The organism is Actinomadura montaniterrae (assembly GCF_008923365.1).
Taxonomy (GTDB): domain Bacteria; phylum Actinomycetota; class Actinomycetes; order Streptosporangiales; family Streptosporangiaceae; genus Spirillospora; species Spirillospora montaniterrae.
In genome coordinates, this window is sequence record NZ_WBMR01000025.1 from 23,162 (window position 1) to 40,953 (window position 17,792).

General features: G+C 73.6%; 16 protein-coding genes. 12 read left to right on the forward strand and 4 right to left on the reverse strand.

What is annotated here, in order from left to right; all coding sequences use genetic code 11:
• The first annotated feature begins 124 nt into the window (after positions 1–124).
• Together F9B16_RS12085 and F9B16_RS12090 are read left to right on the forward strand one after the other, a co-directional pair.
• A complete protein-coding gene (locus tag F9B16_RS12085) occupies positions 125–1,747 on the forward strand; it encodes an MFS transporter (protein ID WP_151540114.1) in 1,623 nt (540 codons plus the stop codon).
• A 221-nt stretch (positions 1,748–1,968) separates the two neighbouring features.
• On the forward strand, positions 1,969–2,697 hold the full coding sequence (locus tag F9B16_RS12090) for a rhomboid-like protein (RefSeq protein ID WP_151540115.1): 729 nt from the start codon (positions 1,969–1,971) through the stop codon (positions 2,695–2,697).
• 28 nt (positions 2,698–2,725) lie between these two features.
• Here F9B16_RS12090 and F9B16_RS12095 read toward each other — a convergent pair whose 3' ends face one another.
• Positions 2,726–3,982, reverse strand: coding sequence for a hypothetical protein (locus F9B16_RS12095; protein ID WP_151540116.1), 1,257 nt, complete (start codon positions 3,980–3,982; stop codon positions 2,726–2,728).
• 263 nt (positions 3,983–4,245) lie between these two features.
• Between F9B16_RS12095 and egtA the strand changes: the two genes are divergently transcribed.
• From egtA to egtD, 4 genes are read left to right on the forward strand one after another with little or no spacing between them, the layout of a single operon-like run.
• Positions 4,246–5,535 (forward strand): ergothioneine biosynthesis glutamate--cysteine ligase EgtA, encoded by a 1,290-nt coding sequence (gene egtA / locus F9B16_RS12100; RefSeq protein WP_151540117.1) that lies wholly within the window; start codon positions 4,246–4,248, stop codon positions 5,533–5,535.
• Positions 5,523–6,920, forward strand: a complete 1,398-nt coding sequence (egtB, locus tag F9B16_RS12105) for an ergothioneine biosynthesis protein EgtB (RefSeq protein ID WP_151540118.1) — start codon at positions 5,523–5,525, stop codon at positions 6,918–6,920. Before egtA ends, egtB begins: the two co-directional genes overlap by 13 nt.
• The gene (egtC, locus tag F9B16_RS12110) at positions 6,921–7,655 is read left to right on the forward strand and encodes an ergothioneine biosynthesis protein EgtC (RefSeq protein ID WP_151540119.1); all 735 of its coding nucleotides are present in this window, start codon (positions 6,921–6,923) and stop codon (positions 7,653–7,655) included. It abuts the gene before it with no gap.
• A 9-nt stretch (positions 7,656–7,664) separates the two neighbouring features.
• On the forward strand, positions 7,665–8,621 hold the full coding sequence (egtD, locus tag F9B16_RS12115; protein WP_151540120.1) for an L-histidine N(alpha)-methyltransferase: 957 nt from the start codon (positions 7,665–7,667) through the stop codon (positions 8,619–8,621).
• Positions 8,622–8,631: 10 nt separating this feature from the next.
• On the opposite strand, the gene F9B16_RS12120 is transcribed toward egtD, so the two are convergent.
• On the reverse strand, positions 8,632–9,396 hold the full coding sequence (locus F9B16_RS12120; RefSeq protein ID WP_151540121.1) for an SGNH/GDSL hydrolase family protein: 765 nt from the start codon (positions 9,394–9,396) through the stop codon (positions 8,632–8,634).
• Positions 9,397–9,607: 211 nt separating this feature from the next.
• Between F9B16_RS12120 and F9B16_RS12125 the strand changes: the two genes are divergently transcribed.
• Complete coding sequence (locus F9B16_RS12125; protein WP_192808743.1) at positions 9,608–10,753, forward strand: acyltransferase family protein; 1,146 nt, start codon at positions 9,608–9,610, stop codon at positions 10,751–10,753.
• Positions 10,754–10,848: 95 nt separating this feature from the next.
• On the forward strand, positions 10,849–11,631 hold the full coding sequence (locus F9B16_RS12130) for a hypothetical protein (RefSeq protein WP_151540123.1): 783 nt from the start codon (positions 10,849–10,851) through the stop codon (positions 11,629–11,631).
• Positions 11,632–11,960: 329 nt separating this feature from the next.
• Here F9B16_RS12130 and F9B16_RS12135 read toward each other — a convergent pair whose 3' ends face one another.
• Entirely contained in the window at positions 11,961–12,488 is a 528-nt protein-coding gene (locus tag F9B16_RS12135; protein WP_151540124.1) for a cysteine dioxygenase, read from the reverse strand.
• 160 nt (positions 12,489–12,648) lie between these two features.
• Between F9B16_RS12135 and F9B16_RS12140 the strand changes: the two genes are divergently transcribed.
• A complete protein-coding gene (locus F9B16_RS12140; protein ID WP_151540125.1) occupies positions 12,649–13,656 on the forward strand; it encodes a LacI family DNA-binding transcriptional regulator in 1,008 nt (335 codons plus the stop codon).
• Here the strand turns inward: F9B16_RS12140 and F9B16_RS12145 are convergent.
• Entirely contained in the window at positions 13,653–15,116 is a 1,464-nt protein-coding gene (locus tag F9B16_RS12145) for an aromatic amino acid ammonia-lyase (protein ID WP_151540126.1), read from the reverse strand. The two genes, F9B16_RS12140 and F9B16_RS12145, sit on opposite strands and share 4 nt — an antisense overlap.
• 159 nt (positions 15,117–15,275) lie before the next feature.
• On the opposite strand from F9B16_RS12145, the gene F9B16_RS12150 reads away from it, so the two are divergent.
• From F9B16_RS12150 to F9B16_RS12160, 3 genes are read left to right on the forward strand one after another with little or no spacing between them, the layout of a single operon-like run.
• Positions 15,276–16,445 (forward strand): ABC transporter ATP-binding protein, encoded by a 1,170-nt coding sequence (locus F9B16_RS12150; RefSeq protein WP_151540127.1) that lies wholly within the window; start codon positions 15,276–15,278, stop codon positions 16,443–16,445.
• Positions 16,445–17,095, forward strand: a complete 651-nt coding sequence (locus F9B16_RS12155; protein ID WP_151540128.1) for an ABC transporter permease — start codon at positions 16,445–16,447, stop codon at positions 17,093–17,095. The genes F9B16_RS12150 and F9B16_RS12155 overlap by 1 nt, the downstream gene beginning before the upstream one ends.
• Positions 17,092–17,778 (forward strand): ABC transporter permease, encoded by a 687-nt coding sequence (locus F9B16_RS12160; protein WP_151540129.1) that lies wholly within the window; start codon positions 17,092–17,094, stop codon positions 17,776–17,778. The genes F9B16_RS12155 and F9B16_RS12160 overlap by 4 nt, the downstream gene beginning before the upstream one ends.
• Positions 17,779–17,792 lie beyond the last annotated feature (14 nt).

Sequence of the window (17,792 nt, forward strand, 5' to 3'; positions counted from 1 at the left end):
CAAGTGACGGCGGGCGACTGTTGTCGTGATCTGAATCATGTCCTTCTATGACGCGAGGCATTTGACGACAAGTGTCAGCACATGACAGTTTGGGATCCTCAACGTCGCTACGGAGGCTCCGCCCATGTCCCAGACCCGAGGCGCCGAGGTGCTCGACCCCGGCGCGTCCCGCCCGTCCCGGCCGCGCGACCAGGCGCGCGGGCGACCCGCCCGCCGCGGCCACGGGCATCCCTGGCTCACCCTCGTCGCCGTCGCCCTCGGCGTGATGATGGTCGGCCTGGACGCCACCGTCGTCTCCATCGCCAACCCGGCGATCGCCAAGGACCTCGGCGCGTCCCTGTCCGGCCTGCAGTGGGTGACCAACGCCTACCTGCTGGCCCTCGCCGTCACGCTGATCCCGGCCGGCAAGATCGCCGACCGGTTCGGCCGCAAGCGCACCTTCCTCGCCGGCGTGATCGGCTTCGGCGTCGCGTCGCTGGCCATCGGGCTGTCCGGCGGGCTCGGCATGGTGATCTTCTGGCGGGTCGTGCAGGGCTTCGCGGGGGCGCTCCTGCAGCCCGCGAGCCTCGCCATCCTGCGCAACACCTTCCCCGCCGACAAGCTCAACGCCGCCATCGGCATCTGGGGCTCCACCGTCGGCATCTCCATCGCGGGCGGCCCGATCGTCGCCGGCCTGCTGGTCGAGAACGTCAACTGGGAGTCGGTGTTCTTCCTGAACGCCCCGCTCGGCCTCGTCGCGCTGCTGGTCGGCCTGTGGGTGATCCGCGAGTCCAAGGACGAGGAGGCGTCCGGCTCGTTCGACCTGCCCGGCGTCGCGCTGCTGACCGGCGCGCTGTTCGCGCTGGTCTGGGGCCTGATCAAGGCCGGCGAGCACGGGTTCGGGCACGCCACCCCGCTGGTGTCGTTCGCCGCGTCCGTCGTGCTGTTCGCCGCGTTCGCGTGGAACGAGCTGCGCGCCGAGCACCCGCTGCTGCCGCTGTCGCTGTTCCGCTCGGTGTCGCTGTCGGCGGCGACCGGGCTGATCGTCCTCGGCTTCTTCGGGATGTTCGGGACGATCTTCTTCATCACCCTCTACCTGCAGCAGGTACACGGGATGAGCCCGGTGGACGCGGGCGTGCGGATGCTGCCGATGACCGGCATCTTCATCGTCGCCTCGCCGATCGCGGGCGCGCTCACCAACCGGTTCGGGCCGCGGCTGCCGCTCGTGCTCGGCATGGCGTTCACCGCGACCGCCATGTTCGGCCTGTCGCGGATCGGGGTGGACGCCCCGTACGTGCAGCTCTGGCCGTGGTTCGTGCTCGTCGGCCTGGCGTTCGGCATGGTGATCGTCGCCGGCACCGAGGCCATCGTCGGGAACGCCCCGGCGCACCTCGCCGGCGTCGCGGGCGGCCTGCAGCAGACGGCGTCGCAGGTCGGCGGCGTCCTCGGCACCTCCGTGCTGGGCGTGCTGCTGTCGACGAAGGTCGGCGACGTGCTGCTCGGCCGGCTCACCGAGTCGGGCGTGCCCGCCGGGGCGGCGCACCAGCTGTCCGGGACCGACGGGCTCGTCGCGCAGGGCGTCGCGCCCGTCCCGCCCGGGACGCCAGGGCCCGCCGCCAAGGCCATCACCGACGGCAGCCACCTGGCGTTCATGGACGGCTTCCAGACCTCGCTGACGGTCGCCGGCGCGGTCGCCGTCGTCGCGGTGCTCGCCGCGCTGCTCGTCCGCCGCGGCAACACGCCGGTGGACGCCGCGGCCGCCGTCTGACCCGTCCCGCATGACCCGCGGTGCGCCGTCCCACTCGCCGCCCAGGGACGGCGCACCGCGTCCCCATACGACGGCCCGGCACCGGACGGCCGGGCCTCGAACCCCGCGTCCGCGGCGGCCGTACCCGTGGGCAGGGAGGCACCGTGGAGAAGCCGTCGTTTTCCTGTGAGTATCGGGGGTATCGAGCCCCGGACTTCGCTGGAGCACCTAGGCTTGCCGGGATGACCGGGATGATGGGCGGGTTTATCAGGCGGTACCCGATGCCGCTGACGTTCCTGGGCCTGTTCGCGGCCATGTGGCTGGTGCAGGCCGTCCTGCTGCCGCCGGCGGCGCAGCGCGCCGTCGTCGCGTGGACCAGCACCAACCTGGCGAACCTCGCGGTCGACCCGGTCGGCACGATGGTCGCCTCGGCGTTCGTCGCCGAGGGGTCGCAGGGCGCGCTGCTGGTCGTCGCGGTGCTCGGGCTGTTCCCCGTCGTGCGGCGGTTCGGCAACGCGCGCGCGGTGGTGCTCGTCGCGGTCTCGCACGTCGCCGGCACGCTGATCAGCCAGGGCATCGCGTTCGTGCGGCTGGAGGCCGGCCTGCTGTCGGACTCCGTCCGGACGATCTCCGACGTCGGCCCGTCCTACGTGCTGTGCGCGGCGCTCGTCGCCGCGATCCTCTACGGGCGCGGCCGGATCCGCCGGCTGCTGGCCTTCGGCGCCTGGGTCTCGCTCCTGCCGTTCCTGTTCGACGGCCTGCTCTCGCTGGAGGTCGCCGCCGTCGGGCACCTGGTGGCCATGCTCAGCGGCGCGCTGGTCGGCGGCGTGCTGCTGCTGCGCGAGCGCCGCCGCGTCGCGGGCGCCACGCCCGTCGCCGACGTCATCGAGGCCGCCGAGGCCAAGGCGGCGCACGCGGTGCAGGAGGTTCAGGACTCCCTCAAACCCGGCCCAACCCCCTCCGAAGCCTGACGCCGCGAGCGCCCGCCTGAGGTGCGGGTCAGCTCTGGCCGGGCTCGGGCGCGGGGTTGGACGTGGGGCTCGGGCCCGGCGTACCGGTCGCGGGCGGGTCGGACGGGGTGTCCGGCGGCGTCGTGGGGTCGGTCGAGCCGTCGTCCGGCGGGGTCGTGGGGTCGGGGCTGCCGGAGTCCGGGGGAGTGGTCGGCGTGCCGGAGTCGGGCGGCGTCGCCGGGGACGTGTCGCCGGGCTTGCTCGGAGTGCCGCTCCCGGGCTCGTCGCCGTTCGACGGCGACGAACCGACGGGCGAGTCGGCCGGGGTGCCCGGAGTGGCCGGCGAGCCCGGCGCGGTGCGCTGGCCCGGAGCGCCACCGGCGGGCGTCGGCTGCCCGTCGAACGCGCTGGTCACCGGGTTCTTCGACGGGTCGGCCTTGTCGCCGGTCGCCCGCTCGGAGCCGGTGAGGCCGGGCGGCGGGCTGTCGGTGACCTTGGTCGTCTTCGCCGACGCGGGGTCGGTGCGCCCGCTGCCCGCGGTCGGGACGAGGGACGCGGCGCCGCCGCCCTTCGCGGTGGGCCAGGACGCCAGCAGGCCGATGACGGCGGCCGCGGACGCGGCGACGCCCGCGACGGCGCCGAGGCCCTTGGACCACACGCCGCGCCGCTCCCGCGGCTTGCGGCCGTCGTCGCCGATGACGACGAGCGGGCTCGGGGCGGCGACGCTCGGCAGCGGCCGGTCGGCCTCCGCCTCGCACGCGGCGAGGACCTGGTCGCGCAGCCAGCCGGGCGCCTGCGCGGGCGCGCGCTTGGCGAGCAGCTGCGGTAGCCGTCCCTTCTCGAACGCGGCGATCAGCTCCAGCTGCGGCCCAGCGGAGCCGCGCATCAGCGTGTCGAGGACGGCGCGCTCCAGCCGGGACCGCGCGGCGTTCAGCAGCTGGACGACGGTGTCGGGCGCGAGGCCGAGGACGCGGGCGATGTCGGGGGTCTCCAGCCACTCGCCGGCCCACAGCAGCAGGACCTCGCGGTGGTCGGCGCGCAGCGAGCCCGCGGCGCGCACCAGCGGGTCGGGGTCGGCGAACGGCAGGCCGCCGGGCATGGGGCCGAAGGCGCCGCGCTCGGCGCAGGCGGTGCGGGACAGGGAGTAGAGCCAGAGCACGCTGTCGCCCCGCGGCGGCTGGTGCACCGCCGCGGCGAAGGTGTCCCCGACCGCCGCCGCCGCGAGCTGGTCGCCGACGAGCGACCAGCAGTAGGCGTACAGGCGGGCGGCGTGCGCGTCGTAGAGCGAGCCCAGGTCGCCGCGCATGTGACCTCCCGGTCGTCTCCGCTGCTGGCACCGGATGGCACAAAACCGTGCATACCGGTCGGTAGCGGGACTCTAGCGCCTCGAGTCAACCGGTGAGAAGCCAGGGTGTGAACATCGTGTCGAATAGCACGGAAAGTAATCACTTCGACGGCAGACGGTCATGTTCACCCAGATTTAAGGAAGTTCCCGAAAATTAGCGGATTCCTGATCCGGTTCAGCAGGGAAGGATTCGAACTCGTTATCGAGTTTTTTCGGGAGGTCGCGTGCCACGGCTCACCGAGGACGGCGTCTACCAGCACATTTACGGCGTCTGCTTCAAGACCGGCCCACCCGGGACGGTCGGTGCCGAGACCGAGTGGTTCGTCGTCGACGCCGCCGACAAGGCGGCCCACGTGCCCGCGCGGCGGGTGCGGATGCTCGTCGACGAGGCGGGGCCGCCGCCCGGCGGAAGCGCCGTCACCTACGAACCCGGGGGGCAACTGGAACTGAGCTCCGCGCCGTTCCACGGCGTTTCCGAACTGCATTCGGCGCTCGCCGGGGACATCGCGCACGTGCGGGACGCGCTCGCCCCGGCCGGGCTGGACCTCGTCGGCCACGGAGTCGACCCCGTCCGGCTGCCGCGGTTCCAGGCCGAGCACCCCCGCTACGGGTGCATGCGCGACTACTTCAGCGCGGGCGGGTTCGCCGACGCCGGGCTCGCGATGATGTGCTCGACCGCGTCCGTCCAGGTCTGCCTGGACATCGGCGCCGACCGCGCCGACGCGGCCCGCCGCTGGCGGCTCACGCACGCGCTCGGGCCCCTGCTCATCGCCGCGTTCGCCAACTCGCCGCTGAAGGCGGGCCGCCGCACCGGGCTGCGCTCGTCCCGGCAGGCCATCTGGACCGAGCTGGACCCGTGCCGCACCCTGCCGGTGCTGCGCGACGGCGCCGACGCCGACCCCGCCGAGGCGTGGACGCGGTACGCGCTGGACGCGCGGGTCATGCTGGTCAAGACCGCGTCGGGGGAGTGGGTGTCCGACCCCGGCATGTCCTTCAAGGAATGGCTGGACAAGGGCGAGCCGGGCCCGGAGGACCTGGACTACCACCTGTCCACGCTGTTCCCGCCGGTCCGGCCGCGCGGCTGGCTGGAACTCCGGATGATCGACGCGCTGCCGGCCCGGTACTGGCCGGTGCCCGTCGCGGTCGCCGCCGCGCTGCTGGACGACCCGGCCGCGTCCCGCGCCGCCGAGGAGGCCGCCGAACCGGTCGCGCGGCTGTGGGCGGAGGCGGCCCGCTTCGGGCTCGCCGACCCGGCGCTGGCCGCCGCCGCGCGCACCTGCTTCACGGCCGCGCTGGACGCGCTGCCCCGGATGGGCGCGGACGGTCTCGTCCCGCTGGTGGAGGAGTACGCGCGCCGGTACGTCGAGCGCGGGCGCACCCCCGCCGACGATGGACCGGCCCGCAACGGCTCCGCCCACGCGGGTTCCGCCCACGCGGGTTCCGCCCACGACGCCCACCGGCCCCACGATGCTCCCACCACGACGTCCGAGGAGGACCCGACATGGCCCCGCTGAGCTCCCCGGGCCCCATCGCCGAGCACGACGAGGACGCGCTGAAGGACCTGATCGCCGAGGAGCTCGGCGGCGTGCGCGCCCGCAGCTTCGGCCTCACCACCGACGTCCTCGACGGGGACGACCTCACCTCGCAGGTGTCGCCGCTGATGTCGCCGCTGGTCTGGGACCTGGCGCACGTCGGCAACTACGAGGAGTTGTGGCTGCTGCGGGCCGCCGCGGGCGCCGACCCGATGCGCCCCGAGATCGACGGCCTGTACGACGCGTTCGAGCACCCGCGCGCCGAGCGGCCGTCGCTGCCGCTGCTGCCGCCGGACGAGGCGCGCGCCTACATCGGCACGGTGCGCGCCAAGGTGCTGGACGCGCTGCCGTCCGTGCGGTTCGACACGGCGGACCCGCTGACGTCCGGCGGGTTCGTGTACGGGATGGTCGTCCAGCACGAGCACATGCACGACGAGACGATGCTGGCGACGCACCAGCTCCGCAAGGGTGCTCCCGCCCTGCTCGACCCGGTCGCGGAGGCCTTGCAGAAGCCCGCCGCCGCGTCCGGGGCCGATGAGGTGCTGATCCCGGCCGGCCCGTTCGAGATGGGCACGTCGGACGAACCGTGGGCGTACGACAACGAGCGTCCGGGCCACATGGTCGACCTGCCCGCCTACTACATCGACGTGGAGCCCGTCACCAACGCCGCCTACCTCGCCTTCATGGAGGCGGGCGGCTACGACGACCCGCGCTGGTGGACGTCCGCCGGCTGGGAGTGGCGCAACACGAGCGGCAAGCGCGCCCCCGCGTTCTGGTCGAGGGAAGGAGGGCAGTGGCTGCGGCGCCGGTTCGGGCGTACCGAGCCCGTTCCGCCGCGCGAACCCGTCCAGCACGTGTGCTGGTACGAGGCGGACGCCTACGCGCGGTGGGCCGGCAAGCGCCTCCCCACGGAGGCGGAGTGGGAGAAGGCCGCGCGCTGGGACCCCGCCGTACAGCGGTCCCGGAAGTTCCCTTGGGGCGACGTGTACGAGGAGGGCCGCGCCAACCTCGGCCAGCGGCTGCTGCGCCCGTCCGACGCCGGTTCCTACGCATCCGGTGCGTCGGCCTACGGGGTCCGGCAGCTCATCGGCGACGTGTGGGAGTGGACGTCGTCGGACTTCCACGGCTACCCGGGGTTCCGCTCGTTCCCCTACAAGGAGTACTCCGAAGTGTTCTTCGGCCCTGACTACAAGGTCTTGCGGGGCGGCTCATGGGCGACGCACCCGCTCGCCATACGCGGCTCGTTCCGCAACTGGGACTACCCGATCCGGCGGCAGATCTTCTCCGGGTTCCGCTGCGCGCGTTCCGCCGTTGCCGGGGGGCGTGGGGGGTCGTCCCCCCACAGGGCACAGGCGGGTGAGTCCTGAGTGTGCCGTCATCTCGGTTACCTCGGTCCCGAGAGGACCCTGCACTCGCTCATCTACGAGGGGGAGTACTCCCTTGAGCACCAGGCGTACGCGCCGCGCATGACGCAAGGGAACCTGCTGAACGCCGACGGGTACGGCGCCGGTTGGTACGCCGGCGGCGCCGCGGTCCGGTTCCGCCGGGCCCAGCCGCTCTGGACCGACCAGTCGTTCCGCGAGATCGCGGGCGCCGTCCGCGCGTCCTGCGCCGTCGCGGCGATCCGCTCGGCGACCGTCGGGTTCCCCGTGGACGAGTCGTGCGCGCAGCCGTTCCGCGAGGGCACCTGGCTGTTCAGCCACAACGGCAAGGTCGAGGGGTTCGCCGGCGTCGAGGCCAAGCTCCGCGAGCTCGCCGGCGACCTCGCCGGGGTGCCGGACGCCCGCGCCCCGCTCGACTCCGCGCCGCTGTTCGCCATCGCCGTCCGGCACTGGCGCGACGGCGCGTCCCTGGGCGAGGGCCTCGCCGCCGTCGTCGCAGCCGTCACCGGCCTCACCGGCGGCCGCTACAACCTGCTCGCCTCCGACGGGACGGCCCTCGCCGCCACCACCTGGGGCGACTCCCTGTTCGTCCGCGAGGACGCGGACGCGATCCGGATCGTCTCCGAACCGCTGGACGACCGGCCCGGCTGGCGGCCCGTCCCGGACCGCTCGCTCGTCACCGCCGGACCCGCGTCCGGTGTTCGCATAGACCCACTGTAGGAGGACCACGTGGACCGGTTCCTGACCGCCGACGACCTCGCCAAGACGCTCCGACAGGACGTCCGGGAGGGGCTCGCCGGCACGCCGAAGACCCTGCCGCCCAAGTGGTTCTACGACGAGCGCGGCAGCGCGCTCTTCGAGGAGATCACCAAGCTGGAGGAGTACTACCCGACCCGCCGCGAGCGCGAGATCCTCACCGCCCGCGCCCCCGAGATCGCCGCGATCACCGGTGCCCGCACCCTGCTGGAACTGGGCGCCGGGTCGGGGGAGAAGACCCGGCTGCTGCTCGGCGCGCTCGCCGGGACGCTGCGCGCCTACGTCCCCGTCGACGTCAGCGGCGACTTCCTGGAGGAGGCCGCCGCCGGGATCGCCGCCGACCATCCCGGCCTCACCGTCCGGACCGTCGTCGCCGACTACGAGCAGCACCTGCACCTGCTGCCCGCCGGGGAGCGCCGGCTGGTCGCCTTCCTCGGCGGGACGATCGGCAACATGCCGCCCGCCGCCCGCATCGGCTTCCTCGGCGGGCTGCGCGCCACCATGGACGACGGCGACTTCCTGCTGCTCGGCGCCGACCTCGTCAAGGACCCCGGACGCCTCGTCCGCGCCTACGACGACGCGGCCGGCGTCACCGCCGAGTTCAACAAGAACGTCCTGTCGGTGATCAACCGGGAACTGGACGCCGACTTCGACCCGGACGCGTTCGAGCACGTCGCCGTCTGGGACGGCACCGACGAGTGGATCGAGATGCGGCTCCGCTCCACCCGCGACCAGGACGTCCGCGTCGGCGGCCTCGACCTGGACGTCCACTTCGCCGCGGGCGAGGAGATGCGCACCGAGATCTCCGCGAAGTTCCGCCGCGAGCGCCTCGCGTCCGAACTGGGGGCCGCCGGCATGGAACCGGCCGAGTTCTGGACCGACGAGGCCGGCGACTTCTCCCTCACCCTGGCCCGCCCCGCCCGCCCCTGACCCGGCGAGGTCAGGCCGGACGGCGCAGTGCGTGGGCCAGGCCCAGGCGCTTGATGTCGGCGGCGAGGCGGGTCGCCACGTAGCGGTGGCCCGCCTCGTCCGGGTGCGTCCCGTCCCGCTTGATGTACTGCGGCGCGTTGCCCCGGCGGGTCAGCCGGTTCCCGGTGATCCACCGCTCCGCGAGCGGGTCGACGAACGGGACCGCCATCTGCGTCGCGAGGTTCCGGAGCGCGTTGCGGACGCCCAGCTCATTGGGCGGCGGCGTGTCGTTGCCCCACAGCGGCCCCATCAGCACGAGATGCGTGCCGGGCCACCGCTGCCGCGCCCGTTCGAGCAGCGCGCGCGCCGCCGCCGCGACGCGCGGCGGCGGGACCCGCCAGTCGTTGTGCCCGCCCGACACGATCAGCAGGTCGGGCGCGGGCCGCCAGCCGAGCTGGCTCTCGAACAGCTGCAGGAACGCCTGCCCGGCGACCGTCTTCACGAAGCCGGTGCCGGCCCGTCCCGCCACGACGACCTGCCAGCCCAGCAGCCGCCCGGTCGCCGACGCGTACGTCGTCTCCGGCTGGACGCCGCGGTCCCCGACCGTGTAGCTGTCGCCGAGGAAGAACACCACCGACGGCCGCGGGACCGGCTTCTTCGCGGCCGGGCCGTCCGCCCGGGCCGTCCGCGGGCCGGTCCCGCCGGTGCCGCCGCAGCCGGCCAGCAGGGGCAGGCCGAGCAGGCCGAGGCACAGCAGTAGGGTCGCCGCGCCGCGTCGGGCGCGGCGAGATGTCATGGAGGACCACCAATAGTCGGGTGAGAATGCACCGGTATCTTACTGATCCCCTCCCGCCCCACGCGCCCGTCGCGCGAAACCCCCCGCCCCTCCTTCCCGCGTGATCCCGGGGCGGTCCGGCGCGGCGGGCCATCCCCGGCTACACCCGCCGTTCACCGGGTCCTCACGCCGCGTCCCGCGCCGCGCAACCCGTCCCCGAGAGGGTTCCGCGGTGACCCCCCGACGCCCGCGGCTCCGCGAACTCGACCTGCTCCGCTTCCTGGCGGCGACCGCCGTCGTGCTGTACCACTTCACCGGCTTCGGCGGCGCGGGGCCGTGGCCGGAGCGCGCGCGGGACGTCTTCCCCGCGCTGGGGGCGGTCACCCGGTACGGCTACCTCGGCGTCGACCTGTTCTTCGTCATCAGCGGCTTCGTGATCCTCATGAGCGCGTGGGGCCGCTCGCCCGGCGAGTTCGGCATCTCGCGCCTGGTGCGGCTGATGCCGGCGTACTGGGCGAGCGTGCTGCTCGGCGCCGTCGTGTACGCGGTGTTCCGGCAGGGGCACGGCGTCCCCGGGCTCGTCGTGCCGAACCTGACGATGCTCCAGGGCGGCCTCGGCATCCAGAACGTCGACGCCGTCTACTGGACGCTCTGGGTGGAGATGCACTTCTACGTCCTGGTGGCGGTCCTCGCCGGGATCGGCATCACGTACCGGTCGTGCCTGGTCTTCATGGCGGCGTGGATGTTCGGCGGCGTCTTCGCCGACGAGGCCGGAAGCAAGTTCCTGCAGATCATGCTGGTGCCGACGTGGAGCCCGTACTTCATCGCCGGGATGGCGCTGTACATGATCCACCGGTTCGGGCCGACGCTGCTGCTGTGGGGATACGTCGCGGTGTCCTACCTGCTGGCGCTGCACTGGGGCGGCTGGCGCGCGGACGGCGCGTTCAAGGGCTCCGCCCACCTGCCCGTCGCGGCCGCCGTCACCGGCATCTTCCTCGTGATGATCCTCGTCGCGACGGGCCGGCTGGGCTGGGTGCGGTGGCGCGGCCTGACCGTCCTCGGGGCGCTGACGTACCCGCTCTACCTCGTCCATTCGCAGCTCGCTCTGCCGCTGCTGGACGCGCTGTACCCAGGGATGAACCGGTGGGCCGCGCTCGCCGCCGTCATCGCGGCGTCCCTGGCGCTCGCCTACGCGGTGCATCGCCTGGTGGAACGGCCCGGCGCGGCGTGGATGCGGGCCCGGCTGCTGGCGTCGCTGGAGCCGATGCGCGCCATGAAGCGGCCTCCGGCCGGGGACCCGCCCGCAGCGGACGCGCCTGTCGAAGACGTGCCCGCCCCGCGCGCCCCCGAGGCGGAGCCGGAACTCGCCACCCGCTGACCGTCCGGCCCCGGCGGCCTTATGTTTGTCGGTCATGGCCATAGGGGTGGACGCTGCGGCGGTGGCTGGACCGCGGCCTGTACAGGCGCGTCGCCATGTCATGGATGGTGTGGGCCGCGTCCCTCTCCTACACGTTCTCCTTCTGCGTCGTGGAGTGGGTCCTGCACACCCCCTACACGGTGGACGACATCGTCATCCGCGCATGCACCGGCCTGGTGACGCCGTTGCTCATCCAATGGCTCGCCCGGCAGGACACCGACGCGCCCACGATCTCGTCGCTCCCGCAGATGCTCCTGTTCGCCATCTCGGTGTGGGCGCTAGGCCAACTGGTCCTGACCGTCTACGACACGGCCCTCCTCTACAACCTCGGACATCTCGCCGGACGCCTCCCGGGCGCCCTCGTCACGGCGGTGATCCTCGTCGCGGCCCGCTGGTGGGCCGCCCGGACGCCCCAGCACGGCGAACCGGGCCTCGCCCTGACCTCCATCGGCACCGGGCTGCGCTGGGCCCTCGCCCTCTTCTTCATCCCGGCACTGGCCGTCCGCTACGGCGTGAACTTCGGAACACCGCTCATCGCGGGCATCGCCGGCCTGCTCATCTGCGCGGCAGGTGCCGTCCACGCGCTCCGCGAAGGACTCGCCGGCGCCGGACCGCGCCGGACGATGCTCTGGACCGCCCAGATCGCCGCCGCGCTGCTCGCCGGGGGAGCGGCCGGCGCCGCCGCCGTCCTCCTGGTCACCGACACCTATTACGAAGCCGGCGTCCTCCGCGCCGCCGCCCTCTGCTTCGCCGTCGCCATCGCGGTCTGCGCCCTGACGGACCGCTGGATCGACCGCCGCCTCGCGGCACCCCCGAAAACGGCCGCGCCGGAGGTGTGACGTTTCCTGACCGCGGCGCGCTGAGGGACATGTGGGTGGCCGCCCGATGTGAGCGGGCATCGGACGGCCACCCTCCTCCGGCGGGCCCGTCTCCCCCGGTCGGACCCGCCGGAGGCGTTATTTATGCAAGCCAGGCCCAGCGTGCTCGCCTGGCGGCTCGCACGCTGACCTTGCTTGGGCGAGCGCGACCTCGCTTCGCGAGCTTCCCGGCGGGGCTCGCCTTCGGCTTCGCCCCCGCCGGTCAGATAGCGCGCTCGCGTGACGGCTCGGGTCGCTGGTCGGGCGGTCGGGTACTCCGCGCCTCGGGTGGCTGGCCGGGGGTTCTGGTGTCAGGCGGGGGTGTCTTGGGGGCGTAGTTCGTCGGAGTAGCTGACGGACAGGCGGCGCATCACGCCGGAATCGTCGATGGAGTACTGGCCCATCCGCCACAGCGGCGGCGAGTACGCGTGGATGGAGACGCTCGCGTCGGCCACCCCGGTGAGCCGGTGGATGTGGTCCGGGCCGAAGCAGAACGAGCGGCCCTCGGCGACGACCGTGCTGGCGTGCGCGCCGCCGATCCTCGGGTTGCTCTCCTCGATGGCGCCGCTGACGACGCGGACCGCGCCCGAGGACACGTCGTGGTCGTGCCAGCCGGTGTCGTCGTCCGGCGTCCAGCACAGCAGCCACACGTCCACGTGCTCGTCCCGGTAGAGGGAGGCGTAGTGCCGGTGGCCGCCGCCCGGGAATGCGACGTGCTGCCGCCACAGCTCCGGCCGCTCCGCGAGGTCGTCCACGAGCGCGCGCAGCTCGCGCTTGCCGAGGGTGCGGGCGGGCAGGTCCGCGAAGCCGGGGGTGCGGGGCAGGACATCGTGGGACACGGTGCGCTCCTTTCCTTTCCATGACGGGACGGCCGACGCGGTGAGCAGTGCGAACGACGACTGAACCGCATCAGTTAACCGCTTCAGTGAAACGGTTCAGCAATCGTCCCGTCAAGTGGGGTCCCCCGTTCTGTCAGCGGGGCCGTCTAGGGTTGGAGAGATGTCGGAGAGGCGCAAGCGCGCGACCATCCGTGAGGTGGCCCAGGCGACCGGCCTGTCGCCCGCCGCCGTCTCGTACGCGCTGCGCGGCATCCAGACCTCCGAGGAGACCCAGGAGCGGGTCCGGGCGGCGGCCGAGGAGCTCGGGTACGAGGCGCACCCCATCGCCCGCGCGCTGGCCAGCGGCCGCACCGACCAGGTCGGGCTGCTGTGCGGGTCGCTGGAGGACTACTGGCAGCAGTCCCTCGCCACCGGCATCGGCCGGGCGCTGCTCGCCCGCGACCGCTACGCGCTGATCGTCGACGCGGGCGGCGACCCCGAGCGCGAGCTGGCGCTCGCCCGCCGGCTGCGCGACCAGCGGGTGGACGGGCTGATCGTGCAGCCGCTCGACCCGGCCGCGCCGTTCTGGGCCGAGCTGTCGGAGACGGTCCCGGTGGTGTCGATCGGCGACGCCCTGCACGGCGGCCGGTCGCAGGGCGAGGTCGTGTTCGACAACCGGCGCGGCGTCACGCTCGCCCTGGAGCACCTGCGCGACCTCGGCCACGAGCGCGTCACCGTGTTCACCTCCACCGGCGCGAGCACCCCCGACCGCCCGGCCGACGTGCACGTCAACGCCGAGGCCGAACGGCTCGGGCTGCGCGTCGGCGTGGTCGTGGTGCCGCAGTCGCTCGCCGAGTCCACCGAGGTCGCGCTGCGCGTCCTCGGCGGCCCCGACCGGCCGACGGCGGTGTTCTGCTTCGCCGACTCCATCGCCTACGGCGTGTACGCCGCGACCCGCGAGCTGGGCCTGGAGGTCCCGGGCGACATCGCGGTCTGCGGCTACGACAACCATCCGATGTCGGCGCTGCTCACCCCGCCGCTGACGTCCGTCGACTGGGACATCGACGGCATCGTGCACGCGGCCGTCCGGCTGATCGTCGACGTCATCGACGGCAAGCCGCGCAAGCGCCGCGTGGTGCGCGAGCCGTCGCTCCGCATCCGCACCTCCACCGGCGGCCCGCCCTCCTAGGGGTGCAGGCGGGCGAGGCGGGGGAGGAGGTCGGCGGCTACGGCGATGTCGGCGTCGAGGGGGCGGTCCTCCACGCGCGGGTCGAGGACGGCCTCGGCCAGGTCGAACGCCGACCGCAGCGGCCCGCCGGACGGGGCGCGCCCCTGCATCCGCAGGGCCCGGACGGCCGCGACGAGCTCGCAGCCGAGGCCGAGGCGGTAGGCGGCGACGGCGTCGGTGGTCGCGCGGGCCGACTGGGTGGAGAAGCCCGCGTGCTCCTCGACGCCGCGCGACAGCACGGCGCTGCCGAGCGCGGCGGGGGTGGCGAGCCGGCGCACGTCCGCGAGGCACGAGTGCGCCACGTACTCCAGGATCATGATCCCTGAGGACGCCTCCGTGGCGCCCTGGAACGGGTAGAGGCCGGTGAACGACGGCTCGGCGAGCGTGCCCAGCCGCGCGGCGGCCAGGGCCATCGTCTGGAACAGGGCGGCGCGGGCCGCGTCGAGCGCGAGCCCGACGTAGGCGGTGTGGAAGTTGCCGTTGTGCCAGACCGTCCGCCCGGCGACGTCGACCAGCGGGTTCTCCGCCGCCGCGTTGATCTCGCGGGTGACGACCTGCTCGGCGTAGGCCCCCGCCTCCAGCGCCGGCCCGTGGACCTGCGGGAACGCCCGGTAGCCGTACGGGTCCTGGATCCGCATCGGGGCGGGCCGGTCGAAGGCGAGCAGGGTGCGCATCGCGTCGGCGGCCTCGCGCTGGCCGGGGTGGGGGCACGCGTCCTGCACGGGCGGCGCGTACGGCTCCTCCGACGCCCGGACGGCGAAGTGCGAGAGCGCGGCCACGACCGTCGAGGCGCGCAGCATCCGCCGCAGGTCGGCGACGGCGAGCGCCGACTCCCCGAGCGTCGCGGCGTTGGAGCTGATGAAGGCGAGCGCGTCGGCGGACTGGAGCCGGTAGCCGGGGCCGCGCTCGGGCGCCCCGTCCGGCCCGGCCAGCCAGGACCGCTCGCCGAGCAGGCACAGCGCGGTCGACGCCAGCGCCGTCAGGTCGCCGGTGCCGATCGCCCCGTACACCGGGACGGGCGGGAGGAGGCCCAGGTTGAGGACGTCCGCCAGCGCTTGGAGCGCTCCAGGCTCGACGCCCGAGCCGCCCGCCGCGATCTGGTTCAGCCGGACGGCCAGCATCGCGCGGACGATCTCCGGCGCGACCAGCGGCCCCGCCCCGGCCGCGTGGCTGCGCAGCAGCCGCAGCCCGTGCGCGTCGGCGTCCTCCCACTCGACGTCCACGACGCGGTTGGCGCCGACGCCGGTCGTCCGCCCGTAGACCGGCTGGGAGCCGGCGACCTCGCGGGCCACCCGCCAGGCCGCGCGGGCGCGCTCCACCCCGCCGGAATCTATGGTGACCGTCACATCCTCGCGGGCCGCGAGCACCACCTGGGAGCAGGTGAGCGAGGTCCCGTCGATAACGATTCGGCTGTTCTCCACGGGCCTACGCTACTTTCCCCTAATTTCAGGTAGTTATCCTCAAGAACCGACGTTCCGGACAAGGCGGGACTCTGACGAGACGGTACACATTGGTTACGGTTGGGGAGAAGGCCGAAGTCGATCATCGGCGTTGCGACGCCCAACGAGGACGTGAATCGTTTGATCACCTTTGAGGGCGTGACCAAGCGCTACCCGGACGGCACCGTCGCCCTGGACGACGTCAGCCTGGAGTGCCCCACCGGGCGCATCACCGTGTTCGTCGGCACCTCCGGCGGCGGCAAGACCACCGCGCTGCGCACCATCAACCGCATGGTCGAGCCCACCGCCGGGCGCGTGCTCATCGACGGCGGCGACGTCCGCGAGCGCAGGCCCGCCGAGCTGCGGCGCGGCATCGGCTACGTCATCCAGCACGCCGGCCTGTTCCCGCACCGCACCATCGAGGACAACATCGCCACCGTCCCGTACCTGCTGCGCTGGAACAAGAAGAAGGCCCGCGCCGCCGCGCACGAGCTGATGGAGCGGGTCGGCCTCGACCCGTCGATGGCCCGCCGCTACCCGTTCCAGCTGTCCGGCGGCCAGCAGCAGCGCGTCGGCGTCGCCCGCGCGCTCGCCGCCGACCCCCCGATCATGCTGATGGACGAGCCGTTCAGCGCCGTCGACCCGGTCGTCCGCGCCGAGCTGCAGGACGAGTTCCTGCGCCTGCAGGCCGAGCTGCACAAGACCATCGTGTTCGTCACCCACGACATCGACGAGGCGATCAAGCTCGGCGACCGCGTCGCGGTGTTCCAGACGGGCGGGAGGCTCGTCCAGGTCGACGCCCCCGAGGACCTGCTCGCCCACCCCGCCGACGAGTTCGTCGCCGGGTTCATCGGGCAGAACCGCGGCATCCGCACCCTCGGCTTCGCCGAGACGGGCGGGCTGCGGCTGAGCGACGACGCGGTCTTCGCGGGGTCCGCGGACGCGGCGGACGCCGCCGGGCTGGACTGGGTCCTCGTCGTCGACGCGGACCGCCGGCCCCTCGGCTGGGCCCGGCCCGCCGACGAGACCGGCCCGCTGGCGGAGGCGCGGCTCGTCCCGGTCGGCGCCACCTTCCGCGCCGGCGCCGACTCGGTCCGCGTCGCGCTGGACGCCGCCGTCCTGTCCCCGGCGGGCCTCGCGGTCGGGGTCGACGAGACGGGCGCGGTGGTCGGCACCGCGGGCGGCGCCGACCTGCTCGCCGTCCCCACCCACGGCCTCGCCGGCCGCGCCGCCGCCGACAGCGCCGCCGCCGAGCCCGCCGACACCCCGGAGCGGGCCGACGCGCCTGTGAAGGGCGGTGCCGGCGACTGATGGACATCGACTGGGGCTGGATCGGCGACCACACCGGCACGCTCGGCGACCACGCCCTCATCCACATCCGGCTCGCGCTGCTGCCGGTGCTGTTCGGGCTGCTCATCTCGCTGCCCGCCGGGCTCGCGTGCCGCCGCTGGCAGTGGCTGTACGCGCCGGTCCTGACCGTCTCGAACGTGCTGTACGCGATCCCGTCGCTGGCCCTGTTCATGCTGTTCATCCAGTACACCGGGCTGAGCGCGTCCACGGTGATGATCCCGCTGACCCTCTACAGCCTGTCGGTGCTGATCCCGAACGTGGTGGACGGCCTCGGCGCGGTCTCCGAACCGGTCCGGCAGGCCGCCACCGCGATGGGGTTCGGCACGCTGCGCCGGCTCGTCCAGGTCGAGCTGCCGATCGCGGTGCCCGTCGTCATCGCCGGCGTCCGGGTCGCCGCGGTGTCGTCGATCAGCCTCGTCGCGATCGGCCAGCTGATCGGCCAGGGCGGGCTCGGCTACGACATCATCCGCGGCTCCCAGCTGCAGTTCCAGACCCAGATCCTCGCGGCGTCCGTGCTGATCGTCCTGCTGGCGCTGGCCACCGACGCGGTCCTCGTGATCGTCCAGCGGCTGCTCACCCCGTGGTCGCGAGCGCGCAGGAGGGCTTCGTGAACGACGTCTGGAACCAGATCCGGCTCTGCTGGACGTGGCTGACCGCGTCCGCGCAGTGGCACGGCGAGGACGGCATCCCGCACCGGCTCCTCCAGCACGTGATCTACAGCGGGGTGTCGCTCGCCTGCGCCGCCGTGATCGGGCTGGCCCTCGGCCTGCTCGTCGGGCACACCGGGCGCGGCGGCTTCGCCGTGGTCAGCGTCGCGAACCTGGCCCGCGCGATCCCGACGTTCGGCCTGGTGGTGTACGTCGTCCTCGTCCACTACAGCATCACGGCCGCGCTGATCGCGCTCGTCGCCCTCGCCGTCCCGCCGATCCTCGTCAACACCTACGAGGGCCTGCGCGGCGTCGACGCCGACGCCAAGGACGCCGCCAGCGGCATGGGCATGACCGGCTGGGGCGTGCTGTGGCGCGCCGAGGTGCCGATGGCGCTGCCGCTGATCCTGCTCGGGCTGCGCACGTCCGCGATCCAGGTGGTGGCGACCGCGACCATCGTCGCCTACCCCGGCTTCGGGGGCCTCGGCCGCTACATCATCGACGGGCTGGCCCGCAACGACTACCAGCTCGTCGTCGGGGGGACGGTGCTGGTGGTGCTGCTCGCGCTGATCGTCCAGGTCGTGTTCGCGGCGCTGCGCCGCCTCGTCGTCTCGCCGGGCCTGCTCGGCACCGCCCGTTCCTCCTGACCCTTTCCAACAGA